Genomic DNA, 14,384 nt, shown 5'->3' with positions numbered 1-14,384 from the left:
CTGTGGGTGGCGTGCGGGAACGTGTCGCCATGACACAGCACACGCACTCCATCCCGCTCACGATCGACTACGTCGAGATCTCCGTCACCGACATGCGCGCAGCACAGGACTTCTACGGCGCGGCCTTCGGCTGGTCCTTCACCTCGTACGGCGACCAGTACTCGGGCATCCGCACCGCCGCAGAGTCCGAGAGCGAGACCGACGAGGCCGGCGGCCTGCTGCTCGCCGAGTCCGTCACCCGAGGCGGCCCGCTCGTCCTGCTGTACAGCGACGACCTCGACGACACCCTGGACCGGGTCAAGGCCGCCGGCGGCACCCTCGTCAACGGTCCGTACGAGTTCCCCGGCGGCCGCCGGTTCCACTTCCTCGACCCGAGCGGCAACGAGCTCGGCGTGTGGGCGAACGCCTGAACCCCGTCGGGCGAGCGCGGACGAGCGGGTGCACGCGCGGGTTCCCCAGGACCTCGCTCCGCTACAGCAGCGGACGCAGCGGTGTGAGCACGACCTCGCCGAGCTTGGCGGCGAGCGACCGTGTCTCCCACTCCGCGAGCGTGAGCTCGCGGGTGTTCGACAGGTCGACGGCGAAGATCTTCTCCATCTGCTCCGCGACCCCCTCGTCGGTGATCTCGAGGTTCACCTCGTAGTTGCCGGTCAGGGAGAGGCGGTCGATGTTCGCGGTCCCGATGGTGGTCCACCGGCCGTCGATCGTCGCGGTCTTCGCGTGCACCATCGCGTCCCGGTACAGGTGGATGCGGACGCCGCCCTTGAGCAGCGAGGTGTACAGGCCGCGGGACAGCCAGTCGGCGACGACGTGGTTGGAGCGCTCCGGGACCAGCACGCGCACGTCGACGCCGCGCGCGGCCGCGGTGAGCAGCGACGCGAGGATCTCCCGGTCCGGGATGAAGTACGCCTGGGTGATGTAGACATGCGAGCTCGCCCGGTCGATCGCGTCCAGGTAGATGCCGCGGATGGGGAACACGAGGTGCGCGGGCGCGTTGCGCGCGGCACGCAGGCGCGGCTCCCAGTGCACCGAGCCCGGGTCGGCGAGCATCGGCTGGCCCTCGGCACGGTTGGAGTTCCAGAAGTCGACGAACGCGTTGCGCAGCTCCCACGTGCTCGGCCCCTCGAGCCGCACGTGCGTGTCACGCCACTGCGTCGCGTACAGGGCGCCGATGTTGTAGCCGCCCACGAAGCCGATCTTGTCGTCGACGACGAGGATCTTGCGGTGGTCGCGCCCGGACTTGCGGACGTTCAGCATGAGGATCCCCGGCCGGAACACGGGGTAACGGATCACGTGGACCGACTCGGGGAGGTCGTAGAAGTTGCGAGGGACGACGAGGTTGGCGAACCCGTCGTAGATGACGAAGACCTGGACGCCCCGCTCGCTCGCCTCGACGAGCGCCTGCTTGAACTGCTCACCGACCGCGTCGGCCTTCCAGATGTACGTCTCGAGGAGGATGCACCTCTGCGCGCCGCGGATCGCGGCGAGCATCTCCTGGTAGAGGTCGTCGCCGAACGTGTAGACGGTGGCCGTCGTCCCGGCGACCTCGGCCTCGGCGGGCGCCGACCGGGGGAACGAGGCCTCTATCGTGTTGCGCCGCTTGCGGATCGCGTCGGCGACGACGAGCGCACCCGCGACCGTCGCCGGGACGGCGACGGTCAGCACGAGCGCCCGTGCCACGATGCGCCGCGCCAGCTGCCAGGAGGTGTCGGGGAGGATGCGCACGTGCTCACCGTAGTCGCCGCAGCCCGCACCACGAGCGCAGCGGCGAGGGGCACGCGGGTGACATCCGTCCGTCGCGCCGCCCGGAGACGCCGTCATGACCTCAGTGCGAGCGCAGCGCCTTGACCAGCTCGGCCTTGCGCATCGAGGAGCGCCCCTCGATCCCGATCTCCGCCGCGCGCTTGCGGAGCTTCTCGACGGTCCAGTCGTCGTAGTCGCCGCTCTTGCCACCCTTGCGGCCGACCGATGTCCGAGACGATCCGGCGGCGGCGTTCGCGATGCGCGCCGCCTTCTCCTTCGAGTCGCCCTGGTCGCGCAGCGTCTCGTACAGCTCGGGGTCCTTGACGCTCGGTCCGGGGTCACGCTTGGGCATGGGTCGCCTCCTCGGTCGACGGACGGCGCGGGTGGCATGCGACCGCCCACATTCTCAGCGTCGCCGTGCGGTACGTCCTTCGCACGTCGGCGCGGGCCGGCGCCGACGTCACTCGTGCACGACGAGCTGGCCGAGCGTGAGGTCCAGGTGGATCAGCCGTCCGCCGACCGCACGGAAGCCGGCGGGGCTGAGCGGATACTCCTCGTCCCAGACCACGCCGCCATGCTCGAGGTCGAGCGCCACGACCCGGGCACCGCCGGAGCCGTCGAGGGAGGTGATGACGAGCGCGGCGACGTCCCCGTCCGTGAAGGCCCCCACGATGGCGTCGGTCGTCCCGAGACTCTCCCGCTCCCACGACCAGACCTCGCGACCCGAGGCGAGGTCCACCCCGAGGACGACGTACCCGAGGTCGAGCGCCGCGGTGCCGTTCGCGACCACGACGACCTGGGAGACCGTGCCGCTGAGGGTCCAGCGCTCGTTCCCGGACAGGTCGACCGCCTGGACGCCGCTCGGCACGAGGAGCAGGCGCGTCGGGTCGGCCGTGCCGTCCGACGCGAGGGGAACGAGGGGGCGGCCCGGCACGATGCGCTCGACCGTCCCGTCGGTCCGGACGAGCTCCGTGATCTCCACCGCACCCGTCGCGGAGCTGCTCGTCGTGCGCAGGAAGGTCCCCGCACGGGACCCGAGGACCTGAGACGTCACGGGATCGGCGCGGTCGTCGATCCGCGCGCCGTCGAGGGTGAACACGGCGCTGAGCCGGCATCCTCGCAGCACGATCAGGCCGTGCTCGACGCGAGCCGTGGCGTAGGCCGCCACCTGCGGACGGCACAGGTCCGTGCGCGCGACGTCGTCCGGGGCGACCGTGGACCGCCAGCGCACCGACGCGTCGGCGGCGTCCTGCACGGCGACCGCCAGCACCCCGCCCGTGCGCTGCCACCGCACGACGTGGCCGTCCGGCACGGCGAGCGCCCGCCCGAGCCTGTCGCCGAGGCCGGTGCGAGAGGTCACGGTCCCGTCGGCGTCCAGGACCCAGGCGCTGGGGTCGTCGTCCGGGCCGGTGAGGCACACGAGCTCGTCCAGCGGTGCGCTCGACGCGTCGTCGGGCGACGGGCCGCAGCGCGGCGGGCTCCCGAGGTCGACGGACCAGCGCGTGTCCCCGTCGGACGGGTCGACACCGGTGACCTCGTTCCCCTCCACGACGACGAGGGAGTCGCCGAGGGCCCACGCGTCGAGGCCGGTCGTGGCGGTCGCCCACCGGGCGACCGGCGGGGTCGCGAGCGACGAGACCCCGCCGTGCGCGTCCAGCAGGGCGAGGCGACCGGCACGCGACTGCCAGAGGCTGCTCGCCACGAAGAGCGCGGCGACCGCGGCGACCGTCGCCACGGCCGTCACGACGCGTCGTCGTGCCGACCACGTCCTGCCGGCTGGAGGCTCGACCGGCAGAGAGTGCTCGTCCGGGGTCGCTCCTCGTCCGTACGAGGGATCGGGCCGGACGGCGTCGTCCGGTGTGAGCTCGTCCGTCTCGACGAGCTCGAGCCGCCGGAGCGCGTCCTCGCGCCGGTTTGCGACCATGCAGCGCACACTACTCCGCGCCGCTGGGGCGCAGGCCTGCCTCCTGACCGCCCGCGAGCGCCCCGCTGAGGGGGTGGGATCGGATGGCCGCGGCGAGCTCGCCCTCGATGCGGTCGAGGTAGACCCCGGTCGTCGCGATGGACGCGTGCCCGAGGAGCTCCGCCACGACCTTGACGTCCCACCCGTCGGCCGCGAGCAGGGTCGCGGTCGTGTGCCGCAGGGCGTGGGGCGTGGCCTCGCGCCGGTACTGGTCGGGCATGCGGTCGATGCACCGGCGCAGCAGTGCGCGGACGGCCTGGGCGTCGATCCGGCGCCCTCGCCACGACAGCAGCAGCGCGCGCTGCGCGTCGGCGTCGTCGGGCCGGCGCGCGAGCAGGATCGGACGCTGGCGCGCGAGGTACTCCTCGAGCGCGTCTGCCAGGGGCGCGGACAGTTCCACCGTCCGCACGTTTCCGCCCTTTCCCTGGATGCGCCATCGCGTCCTGCCGGGCTCGCGGGAGAAGTCGTCGACGTCGGCGCGCACGAGCTCGGAGACTCGGGGCCCCAGGACCAGCAGCAGCGCGACGACGAGGCGGTCGCGCAGGCGCAGGTCGTGGTCCTGGCGCGAGGGGCCGACCGGCGCGTCGGCGGTGGCCACCGTGAGAAGCGCGGCCGCGGACCCCGCGGAGAGGGCCGTGCGCGCGACCCGAAGACCGTCGCGCAGGCGGGCCGGGGGAGCGGCCCACTGCATGGGGTCGGCCTGCACCCAGCCCTCCCGGGACGCGTGCGCGAAGAAGCGCGTCAGGGACTGGCGGAACCGGTTGACGGTCGCGGGGGAGCGGCCGGTCGCACCAGGCTTGCGGGACGCGTCCTGGAAACGGAGGTCGGGAGTCGTCTGGTAGCGCACGAGCACGTCGTCGACGTCGTCGCCGGTGACGTCGTCGAGGACCCGCCCGGGGCCGACGAGCCGCGTGAACTCGCGCACGTCGCGGACGTAACTGCGCTGCGTGGTGGCCGAGAGCACGCCGCGCACGGTCTGCGTGGAGACGCTGCCGAGGTAGCGGTCGGCAGCCTCCTGCACGGTGACGAGCTCGAGGCGGGGCGGCGCGACCATCCCTCACGGGCTCCCTTCGACCTGGACTGACCGGACGCGGTGAGCCTAGGCCCAGGTACCGACACAGCAGGTCAGACGCGGTACGGCACCTCGCCGACCGACACGACCGCGCGGTTGCCGAAGAACGCGTCCTCCCGGAGCGTGGTGATGCTGCCTGACGGCACCGGGAAGGTCACGTGGCCCGCAGACTCGATCGGCATGCCGATCCACGCCGCCACGACGAAGGTCGCCGCGAAGCCGTGCGTGACGACGACCAGGTCGTCGCCGTCGTGCGTGCCCAGAACGTGTGCCGTCGCCTCGTACACGCGGAGCGCCAGGTCGAGACGCGTCTCGGCTCCGTCGACGCCCTCGTCGTGCCGCAGCCGGTCACCGACCCGCGGTGGCGGGACGAAGCGGGCGTCCAACCATTCCTGAGGGCGCCCCTCGGCGACCCCGTACGACTTCTCACGCAGGCGGGCGTCGTAGGTCGGCACGACGCCGAGCGCGCGGCCGATCGCGTCCGCCGTCCGACGGGTGCGCCGCAGGTCCGACGCCATGACGCTCGTGCCGACAACCCCGGGGATCCGGTCGCGGAGGACGGAGCCGAGCCGGTCCGCCGCCCGTACGCCAGCCGACGTCAGGTCGGAGTCGTGCTGACCTCCGACGAGACCGTCCACGTGGTGGGTCGCCTCGGGGTGAGTGACGAGATGCACCGTCCGCGCGCGGAGCGGGACGTGACCGGGGACCGGTGGCGGGGGAGCGGTCGACGAAGATGGTGGTTCAGGGCGCATGGGATCCACCCTGTCACGAGGGCGCGGTACGACGGAGCACCCGACCATCGAGCTGTACCGCCACGCCGGGTGGCCGCTCGGGGACCGCTCGGTCGATGAGCGGGACGCACGCAGGATGGCTCCGCTCGCCCTGCGCACCATCCGGTTCGACAGCATGGTGTTGACCTAAACACACTGGTTTAGTCTGTATGTCCGATTCTAGAGATCGTAGCCGAACCGGTGATCCCTGGCCAGGGTGAACGACGAGGTCGCAGGGCGCTCGTGCCGACCGGCGGGTCCAGCGTCTCCGTCCCGGTGTCCGAGGCTGGCGTCGCGCCCGGGACGCCGAGGGGAGACGGGCTCCGGTCTGGCCGAGCGACGTGCAGGGGACAGCGTGCGCCAGGCCCAGACGCAGACCGTTGCGAGACCGGCGACCACGGCGACGAGCAGGAACACGACGAGCGAGACCGTCGTGAGCAGCGCGGCGGCGAGCGCGCCAAGAAGCCTCGAGACGTTCCGCGGTTCACCGGGCCGGGCGCCCGGAAGCTCGCTGTGCGTTCCCGGCGGCCGCAGTCCGCCGACCGGCGTCGACCGCACGACGTGTCCCGCTCGCACGAAGTCGGCGTGGGTGAGCCCAGCCGTGCGGTGCGCGGTTGTCGTGATCATGCACAGGGGGAGGCGCCGTCGCCGCTCGGTGATGCACGACGGGGCCTCTTCCGAGGCAAAATGACATAATGTACATTATCGGCGCCTGAACCAGTCCGGGTTGCATCGCGTGCAAGTGCTCGCGCCTCTGCGGGTCACCCGATGATCTCTATCGGGGCGAACGGGTTTTTCGCGCAACCGATGCTCGGGTCGATCTCGCAGATCGTCTTGGCGCCCTGGAGTCTGAGAGACACCTCGGCCTTGCCGAACGGGATGTCGTCCGGGACCCGGACGGTTCCCTGAGCAGACCCATCACTGTCGGGGTCCAGAGATCCGAGAGTCCTCGAGTAGCGGCCCGTTTCTGGGTCGCTGCCTGGCTCCCCAGCCCTGATCAAGACCTCGTACCGAGCGCGGGCCGGAATGCTCGGCTCGCAGTCCACAGCGCCCTCGCGACCGACGGTCTCGACCTGCAGCGCCTCGCCCGGCGCCACAGTCTGCGGCGTCACGATCGGGTCTTCGGGCTGGCAGTACGCCGTGGGATCGACAGCCTCGACGACTGAGCAAGCCGACGACGTCGCCAGAGCCACCCCGACGACGACGGCAAGGCGTGCCGCTCGCACCGCCCGGAGCGAGCGCCCGTGGGGTAGCGCAAGCTTGTACCGTGTCACCATCTCGCGTTCTACCACAGGGCGACCCTAGCGACTGAGGATGCCCCCGAGCCCCCGCTCCCCCGGCAGCAGGCTCAAGCGGCACCACGACGTCGCGCGGCGTGCCGACGGGTCGCGCGGTAGAGGGCGACCCACTGCTGGGCGGTGAGGTCCTTGGGGAGCGCGCGAGGGTGCACCTCCTCGCGATGAAGACGCGCCGTGAGCGCCCTCCGCTGGTCCGGCCGGACCAGTCTCGTCAGGATCTCGGTGATCCCGTGCCCGCGGCCCGAGAAGACGTCGTGGACGAACTGGCGGTAGGTCGTCCGGTCGGCCGGGGCGACCAACGGATGGTGACGTCGGGAGATGGTCAGGAGGCCGCCGTCGACGCTCGGCGCGGGTCGGAACGCCGTTCGCGGCACGCGCCCCTCCAGCCGGAAGTCGACCCAGGGCCACCACTGCGCCGTCATCATGCTCGCACCGCCGACGCCGGCCCGGCGGCGGGCGACCTCCCACTGGACGAGCAGCACCGCCTGCGTCCAGTCCGGCGAGTGCAGCACCTTCCGCAGGACGGACGTGGTCACGTGGAACGGGACGTTGCCCACGATCACGTGCGGTCCACGTGGCAGCTGCCAGGTCAGGAAGTCCGCATGCACGAGCTCGACCTCCCGCGGAAGTGTCCTCCGCAGCCGGTCCACCAGGCTCCGGTCGACGTCGACCGCCGTCAGAGGACGGCCGAGCGCGTGAAGCCGTTCGGTCAGGGCGCCGCGCCCCGGTCCGATCTCGACGATGGGGCCGCCGGTCCGTGCGACGAGGTCGACGAACCGGGTGATCGTGGTGCTGTCCGTGAGGTCGTTCTGGCCGTGCTCGTGACGGCCACCGCGGTAGGTAGGCATGTGTGACAGGACGCTTTCGTGAGCTCGCGTCCGGGCGCGCCGAAGCACCGCCCGGCTGGACTGCGGAGCGGCGAGAGAGACCTCAGGGGGACTCCGCCGCTAGGAGCGGCGGAGCCTCATGAACACGGCAGCGGGTGCACACATGGGAGGCAGAATATCGGCATCCGCGTGGCTGTCGATGAGAAATAGGGCCGACAGTGGTCTCAGCACGGTCCGGTGAATCGCGCTGCGCGCATCAAGGGAGAGCGACGAGATGAGACCACTTCGATACTCGATCAACGTCACGCTCGACGGCTGTTGCCATCACGAGGCGGGGCTGCCCCCCGACGAGGAGTCGATGCGCTACTGGACCGCGGAGATGGGACGAGCCGATGCGGTGATCTTCGGTCGGGTGACCTACGAGATGATGGAGTCGGCGTGGCGGCGGCCGGCGACGGGCACGTGGCCCGACTGGATGGACGAGTGGGAGATCCCGTTCGCCGAGACCCTCGACCGCGCGACGAAGCATGTCGTGTCGTCCACGTTGAGCGAGGTCGACTGGAATGCCGAGCTGGTACGAGGCGACGTGGGGCAAGCGGTTCAGCGGCTCAAGCAGGAGCCTGGCGAGGGCCTGTTCGTGGGCGGCGTGACGCTCCCCCTGGCGTTGGCAGATCTGGGACTGATCGACGAGTACGTCTTCCTCGTGCAGCCCGTCCTCGCCGGGCATGGGCCGACGTTGTTGACCGGTCTGCGCGAGCGCATCCGGCTCGAGCTCGTGGACCGCCATGAGTTCCGGTCGGGGGTGGTCGCCCAGCGGTACCGCCCCTCGCGAGCAGCAGCGTGACGGGAGACGCCCTGGTGCATCCGCCCCCTGCCGCCCGATGAGTTCGAGGTCGTGCTCAGGTCACAGCCTGCACGGCGCCGGCAGAGCGACGTGACCACTCGAAGGAGACGACATGGGCAAGCTCATCTACTCGATGATCACCTCGCTGGACGGCTACGCCGAGGCGGCGGAGGGCGACCTCGGCACCGGGGCCGAGGTGGAGGAGGTGCACACCTTCATCGGCGACGTCTTCCGGCCCGTCCGGACGTTCCTCTACGGCCGGCGGATGTACGAGACGATGGTGTTCTGGGAGACCGCGCACGAGGACCCCGACGCTCCCCCGCACATCGTGCAGTACGCGCGCGACTGGCAGGCCGCGGACAAGATCGTGTACTCCACGACGCTCGAGTCGGCGTCCAGCGAGCGGACCAGGATCGAGCGGAGCTTCGACCCCGACGGGGTGCGCCGGCTCAAGGCCGAGACCGACCACGACCTCTCCGTCGACGGCCCGAACCTCGCCGCCCAGGCGATCGCGGCGGGCCTGGTGGACGAGTACCACCTGTTCATCACCACGAGCGTCGTCGGCGGTGGCAAGCGGTTCTTCCCCGACGGCGTGCGGCTCGACCTCGAGCTGCTCGAGGAGCGCGCGTTCGACAGCGGGTTGATCTACGCCCGCTATCGGACCCGCTGAGGTGAGCCGCTCCCCCACGCGTGGTCGGCGTGCTGGGATGAGCCATGACTGATGCAGATCCGCCCCTGCTGGAGATGTTGTGGGAGCCGCAAGACCCTCGTGCCGTGATCGAGGAGCGATTCGGGCTCAGGGACGCCGCGTCCGCGGCTCGCTGGGTGACGAGTGCCTTGGACGAGAACTGGGGCGTGCAGGTCGACGCCTGTGAACGGATCGTGATCAGCGACCGCAACGCGCTGGCCTGGGTCGCGACGCCCCGAGGTCGCCTGCTCGCGAAGTGGTCGGTCGCCCCCCAGCGTTTTGCGCGCCTGGCGCACGTCGCCCGGCTCGTCCGCTGGCTCGACCGGGACGGGCTGCCCGTGTCGGCGCCGGTCCCCGCGCGGGACGGTGAGGTCCAAGTCGAGCTCGGAGACGTCTCGATCGGGCTGCAGCGCGTCATCTCTGAAGACCTGCTCGACGTCGGCGATCCCGACCAGGTCCGAGGCGCCGGCGCGGTCCTGGCGCGCCTCCATCTCGCGCTCGCCTCCTGTCCCGACGCCGGGCAGGTCGTCGCGCCCGCCGGTCCCCCGGCCCCGCTGAGGACCCGTGTCTCCGACTGGCTCGGCTCTCCTCTCGACCACGTGCCGGCGGCCGCTCGCGCCACCCTGCGGGCGATGGTCCTCGACGCGCCGGACGAGCAGCTGCCGACACAGCTCGTGCACGGTGACTACCGCTCGTCGAACGTCCTGTGCGACGGACCCGACGTCGCCGCCGTGATCGACTTCGAGGAGGTCAGGCTCGACCACTGCATCGTCGAGGTGGCACGGTCGGCCGTCATGCTCGGGACCCGCTACCGGGACTGGGGCCCGGTCTCGCCCGAGGTCCGTGCGACGTTCCTCGCGGGGTACGAGTCCGTCCGGCCGCTGACGCCGGCCGAGGCCGGCTGGTGGGACGCGGTGGTGCTGTGGCAGGCGTGGGCGCTCGTGCCGCCCGGCGACGACCCGACGGGTTGGGGTCCCTCCGCGCTGGCCCTCCTGGAGGAACCGGTCCGCCAGGGATGATCGCCCGGCACCAGGCGGGTGGTCGTAGTCCGCTGACGTCCGGCACTCGTTCAGTCGTCGAAGACGTCCCAGCAGATCGCGCTGCGACGCCGCTGGTCGTCGAGGACGAGCTCCCGGACCTCCGGCGGGATCCGCTCGCGCTGCCAGTCCCGCTCGGCGACGCGCGCTGCCTCTTCCTCGCCCCTCGTCGCAGCGACGGCAGCCGCCGCACGGATCGCGTACGCCGCGGCACCGAGGTCGTGCGCCGCGACGTGCGCGACGGCGACCGCCTGCCCGGCCGCGAGCGCCGCGTACTTCGCGGGTGCGGGTTGGTCGCGTCCGGCGGCGTTCGCGGGGAACGCGGCGCGGTGGGCTTCGCGCATGGGCACGTCGCCCCGCACCCAGCCGCGTGCGGTCTCGAGGGCGTCGCGGGGTCGCGTGTCGTCGGGCTGGGACCGTTCGAAGAGCGGCAGGACGTGGTCGGCGCAGAGGATCGCCCACTCGGCGAGCAGCCGGTGGTCCTCGTCCGTCAGCGTGCCGCCGCGGCGCACCGTGATGAGTCGGGGGTCGCGGTCGGTCGGGAGGATGGGCATGCGGTGATTCTGCCGAGGCCGCTCGGGGCGGGCAATCGTGCCTCCTGTCCGTGGAGAATGAGCGTGCCTCGCTCCCCTGCTCGTGCCGGCGTCGGGGCGCGCCGTCGTTCACCCGGGTCGCTGCTCGGCAGCGTGCAGGAAGCGGCGGAGCTCGCGCGTGACGTCGTCGGGTGCCTCGACGGGGCTGGCGTGGCCGGGTCCGGTGAGGACGACGAGCTCGGAGCCTGGTATCGCGTGGTGCAGGGCCTCGCCGACCGCGACGGGTGCGCGGACGTCGTGGTCGGCGTACAGCAGCAGGGTGGGTACGTCGATGCGCGGCAGGACGCGGCTCTGGTCCGGGTGGCTTGCGCGGGCCATCGCCCGGAAGCCCGACGGGCGGGTCTCGCGGACGCTGGCGAGGAACGCGTCGACGCGTTCCCCGCCGGCGGAGGGTGAGAAGAGGGACGGTGCCATCGCGGCGACGAGCTCGTCGGGCGGCAGGGTCGATGCCTGCAGCGAGCGCGCGCGCCTCCGGTCGGCCTCCTGCGGGCCGAGCGAGCCGACCCAGCCCGCGTAGCCGCTCACGAGGGCGAGCGACCGGACGGTTCGGTGGTGCCGGTGGAAGACCGCGAGCGCCAGGGCCGCCCCGAAGGAGAGCCCGACGAGGTGGGCGTGCTCGATCCGGAGCGCCGCGAGGACGGCGGCGAGGCAGTCGGCGTAGTCGTCCATGCCGAAGCCGTCGGGCGGGTCGTCCGACGCTCCGGCGCCGGGTGCGTCCCAGGCGATCACGGTGAACTCGTCGGTGAGTGCCTCGATCTGTGCGGCCCAGGTGGCGTGGGCGTCGCCGACGAAGCCGTGGGCGAGCAGCACCGCGGGACCGGCCCCGGCGCGCTCGTAGGCGATGCTCAGCCCGCCGACCTCGACGCGCATGCCTCGATCCTCGACCTGTTCGGCCGTGGGAGCAACGGCCGGAGCGGGGCGCGGGGCGCCTCAGGCGCCCACGTACGCTGCGAGGTGCTCCCCCGTGAGCGTCGACCGCTGCGCCACGAGGTCGCGGGGCGTGCCCTCGAAGACGACGCGGCCGCCGTCGTGCCCGGCGCCGGGTCCGAGGTCGATGATCCAGTCCGCGTGGGCCATGACCGCCTGGTGGTGCTCGATGACGATGACGGACTTGCCGGAGTCGACGATGCGGTCGAGCAGACGCAGCAGGTTCTCGACGTCCGCGAGGTGCAGCCCGGTCGTGGGCTCGTCGAGGACGATCACCCCGCCGGAGTCTCCCAGGTGCATCGCGAGCTTGAGCCGCTGGCGCTCGCCGCCGGAGAGCGTGTTGAGCGGCTGGCCGAGCGTGATGTAACCGAGGCCGACGTCCTCGAGGTGCGCCAGGATCTTGTGCGCGGCGGGGATCTTCGCGTCGCCCTCACGGAAGAACGCGTGGGCGTGTGCCACGGACAGGTCGAGCACCTCGGCGATGTTCAGCCCGCCCAACGTGTACTCGAGCACGGACGCCATGAAACGCTTGCCGCCGCAGTCCTCGCACGGCGTCTCGACGGTCTCCATGAACCCGAGCTCGGTGTAGATGCGCCCGTTGCCCTTGCAGGTGGGGCAGGCGCCTTCCGAGTTGGCGCTGAACAGTGCGGGCTTGACACCGTTCGCCTTCGCGAACGCCTTGCGGATCGGCTCGAGCAGGCCGGTGTACGTGGCGGGGTTGGAGCGGCGCGATCCCTTGATGGCGCCCTGGTCGACGACGACGACGCCCTCACGCCCGGCGAGGTTGCCGTGGATCAGCGAGCTCTTGCCCGAGCCGGCGACACCGGTGACGACGGTCAGGACGCCGGTGGGCACGTCGACGTCCACACCCTGGAGGTTGTTCTGGTCCGCGCCCCGGATCTCCAGCGCGGCGGAGGGCGTGCGCACGGACTCCTTGACGGTGGCGCGGTCGTCGAGGTGACGGCCGGTGAGCGTGCCGCTGGTCCGCAGCTCGTCGACCGTCCCCTGGAAGCAGATCGTGCCCCCGTCGGTCCCGGCGCCCGGGCCGAGGTCGATCACGTGGTCGGCGATGGCGATCGCCTCCGGCTTGTGCTCGACGACGAGCACCGTGTTGCCCTTGTCCCGCAGGTCGAGCAGCAGGGAGTTCATGCGCTGGATGTCGTGCGGGTGCAGGCCGATGGTGGGTTCGTCGAAGACGTAGGTGACGTCGGTCAGCGCGGAGCCGAGGTGGCGGATCATCTTGGTGCGCTGTGCCTCTCCCCCGGACAGCGTGCCCGCGGGCCGGTCGAGCGACAGGTAGCCGAGGCCGATCTCGACGAACTTGTCGAACAGGTGCAGCAGGCTCGCGACGAGGGGGGCGACGCCGGGGGCGTCGATTCCCCGCGCCCAGTCGGCGGCGTCGGAGATCTGCATGCGGCACACGTCCGCGATGCCGGCGCCGTTGACCTTCGCCGACCTGGCGGACTCGTTGAGCCGTGTCCCGTCGCACGCCGGGCAGGGGACGAACACGGCCGCTCGTTCGACGAACGCCCGGATGTGCGGCTGCAGCGACTCGGGGGCCTTGCTGAACATCGACTCGCGCAGCTTGGGGACGAGGCCCTGGTAGGTCATGTTCATCCCGAGCGCCTTGATCTTGGTCTTCTCCTTGTACAGGAAGGCCTCGCGCTCGGCGTCGGTGAAGTCGCGCACGGGCTTGTCGCCGTCGAGCAGGCCGGACTCGGAGAAGCCCTTCACCATCCAGCCGTCGGCCTTGTACCCGGGAACCAGGATCGCGCCGTCGTTGAGGGACCTCGACTCGTCGACGATGACGGACAGGTCGAGGTCGGAGACCGTGCCCCGGCCCTCGCACTCGGGGCACATCCCGCCCAGGTACACCTGGTTGCGGACGACCTTCTTCTCCGTCGTGCCGTCCGCCTTGCCGGTGCTCAGCACACCGCTCGCCGTCGAGGTGGGGACGTTGAACGAGAACGCCGTCGGTGGCCCGACGTACGGGTCGCCGATGCGGCTGAAGAGGTTGCGCAGCATCGCGTTCGCGTCCGTCACGGTGCCGACGGTCGACCGGACGTTGGCACCCATCCGCTCCTGGTCGACGAGGATCGCGGTGGTGATGCCCTCGAGCACGTCGACGTCCGGCCGCGGCAGCGACGGCATGAAGCCCTGCACGAACGTCGAGTAGGTCTCGTCGATGAGGCGCCGCGACTCGGCGGCGATCGTCGCGAACACCAGCGAGCTCTTGCCCGACCCGGACACGCCCGTGAACACCGTGAGCCGTCGCTTGGGGATCTCCAGGCTGACGCCCTTGAGGTTGTTCTCACGCGCGCCCTGCACGCGGATCACGTCGTGCGCGTCGGCGGCGTGCGGCACGGCGGACTGCGAGGTGGTGGCGGGGCTCGAGGTCTCCGTAGCGGTCACCCTGAGGGCTCCTTCGGTCGGTGGTGCGGGGCGTGGTGGCGGTGCTGGCGGCGAGGACGTCGGGCCTGTCAGGGTGACCGACGGCGGCCCGGGAACTCATCGTCGCACCGTGGCCGCGGTCGGTGTCCGGCGGCAGACCGGGTATGCACACGGCTGCCGCCGTCATTGCCGGCCGGTCGGGGCAGGACGCGCCCGGGTCCGTGGCGTCGC

At 71.6% G+C, this 14,384-nt stretch carries 14 protein-coding genes; 4 read left to right on the top strand and 10 right to left on the bottom strand.

What is annotated here, in order from left to right:
* Window positions 1-29: 29 nt before the first annotated feature.
* Entirely contained in the window at window positions 30-410 is a 381-nt protein-coding gene (locus AC4H2G_RS15215) for a VOC family protein (protein ID WP_494366578.1), read from the top strand.
* A 61-nt stretch (window positions 411-471) separates the two neighbouring features.
* Here the strand turns inward: AC4H2G_RS15215 and AC4H2G_RS15210 are convergent, their stop codons facing one another.
* The 7 genes from AC4H2G_RS15210 to erm form a co-directional block, all read right to left on the bottom strand.
* Window positions 472-1,725 (bottom strand): phospholipase D-like domain-containing protein, encoded by a 1,254-nt coding sequence (locus tag AC4H2G_RS15210; RefSeq protein ID WP_494366577.1) that lies wholly within the window; start codon window positions 1,723-1,725, stop codon window positions 472-474.
* A 100-nt stretch (window positions 1,726-1,825) separates the two neighbouring features.
* A complete protein-coding gene (locus AC4H2G_RS15205; RefSeq protein WP_494366576.1) occupies window positions 1,826-2,095 on the bottom strand; it encodes a DUF7218 family protein in 270 nt (89 codons plus the stop codon).
* A gap of 108 nt (window positions 2,096-2,203) precedes the next feature.
* Window positions 2,204-3,667 (bottom strand): outer membrane protein assembly factor BamB family protein, encoded by a 1,464-nt coding sequence (locus AC4H2G_RS15200; protein ID WP_494366575.1) that lies wholly within the window; start codon window positions 3,665-3,667, stop codon window positions 2,204-2,206.
* A gap of 10 nt (window positions 3,668-3,677) precedes the next feature.
* Complete coding sequence (locus AC4H2G_RS15195; RefSeq protein WP_494366574.1) at window positions 3,678-4,760, bottom strand: tyrosine-type recombinase/integrase; 1,083 nt, start codon at window positions 4,758-4,760, stop codon at window positions 3,678-3,680.
* A 71-nt stretch (window positions 4,761-4,831) separates the two neighbouring features.
* On the bottom strand, window positions 4,832-5,452 hold the full coding sequence (locus tag AC4H2G_RS15190; RefSeq protein WP_494366573.1) for a histidine phosphatase family protein: 621 nt from the start codon (window positions 5,450-5,452) through the stop codon (window positions 4,832-4,834).
* An 857-nt stretch (window positions 5,453-6,309) separates the two neighbouring features.
* Window positions 6,310-6,840: a hypothetical protein gene (locus tag AC4H2G_RS15185; RefSeq protein ID WP_494366572.1), complete on the bottom strand. Its 531-nt coding sequence runs from the start codon at window positions 6,838-6,840 to the stop codon at window positions 6,310-6,312.
* A gap of 56 nt (window positions 6,841-6,896) precedes the next feature.
* The gene (gene erm / locus AC4H2G_RS15180) at window positions 6,897-7,694 is read right to left on the bottom strand and encodes a 23S ribosomal RNA methyltransferase Erm (RefSeq protein ID WP_494366571.1); all 798 of its coding nucleotides are present in this window, start codon (window positions 7,692-7,694) and stop codon (window positions 6,897-6,899) included.
* Between the two features lie 253 nt (window positions 7,695-7,947).
* On the opposite strand from erm, the gene AC4H2G_RS15175 reads away from it, so the two are divergent.
* The 3 genes from AC4H2G_RS15175 (at window position 7,948) to AC4H2G_RS15165 (ending at window position 10,224) form a co-directional block, all read left to right on the top strand.
* Window positions 7,948-8,517, top strand: coding sequence for a dihydrofolate reductase family protein (locus tag AC4H2G_RS15175; RefSeq protein WP_494366570.1), 570 nt, complete (start codon window positions 7,948-7,950; stop codon window positions 8,515-8,517).
* A 112-nt stretch (window positions 8,518-8,629) separates the two neighbouring features.
* A complete protein-coding gene (locus AC4H2G_RS15170) occupies window positions 8,630-9,187 on the top strand; it encodes a dihydrofolate reductase family protein (protein WP_494366569.1) in 558 nt (185 codons plus the stop codon).
* A 104-nt stretch (window positions 9,188-9,291) separates the two neighbouring features.
* A complete protein-coding gene (locus AC4H2G_RS15165) occupies window positions 9,292-10,224 on the top strand; it encodes a phosphotransferase (RefSeq protein ID WP_494366568.1) in 933 nt (310 codons plus the stop codon).
* A gap of 50 nt (window positions 10,225-10,274) precedes the next feature.
* Here the strand turns inward: AC4H2G_RS15165 and AC4H2G_RS15160 are convergent, their stop codons facing one another.
* The 3 genes from AC4H2G_RS15160 to AC4H2G_RS15150 all read right to left on the bottom strand — a co-directional run bounded on the left by AC4H2G_RS15160 (window position 10,275) and on the right by AC4H2G_RS15150 (window position 14,174).
* A complete protein-coding gene (locus AC4H2G_RS15160; RefSeq protein WP_494366567.1) occupies window positions 10,275-10,796 on the bottom strand; it encodes a putative immunity protein in 522 nt (173 codons plus the stop codon).
* Window positions 10,797-10,904: 108 nt separating this feature from the next.
* Entirely contained in the window at window positions 10,905-11,705 is an 801-nt protein-coding gene (locus AC4H2G_RS15155; protein WP_494366566.1) for an alpha/beta fold hydrolase, read from the bottom strand.
* Window positions 11,706-11,765: 60 nt separating this feature from the next.
* A complete protein-coding gene (locus AC4H2G_RS15150) occupies window positions 11,766-14,174 on the bottom strand; it encodes an ATP-binding cassette domain-containing protein (RefSeq protein ID WP_494366565.1) in 2,409 nt (802 codons plus the stop codon).
* Between the last annotated feature and the right edge of the window lie 210 nt (window positions 14,175-14,384).

The organism is Cellulosimicrobium sp. BMG9.23 (assembly GCF_059159985.1).
The sequence above is the reverse complement of the archived record's forward strand: the minus strand, read 5'-3'. Positions and strand labels throughout refer to the sequence as shown.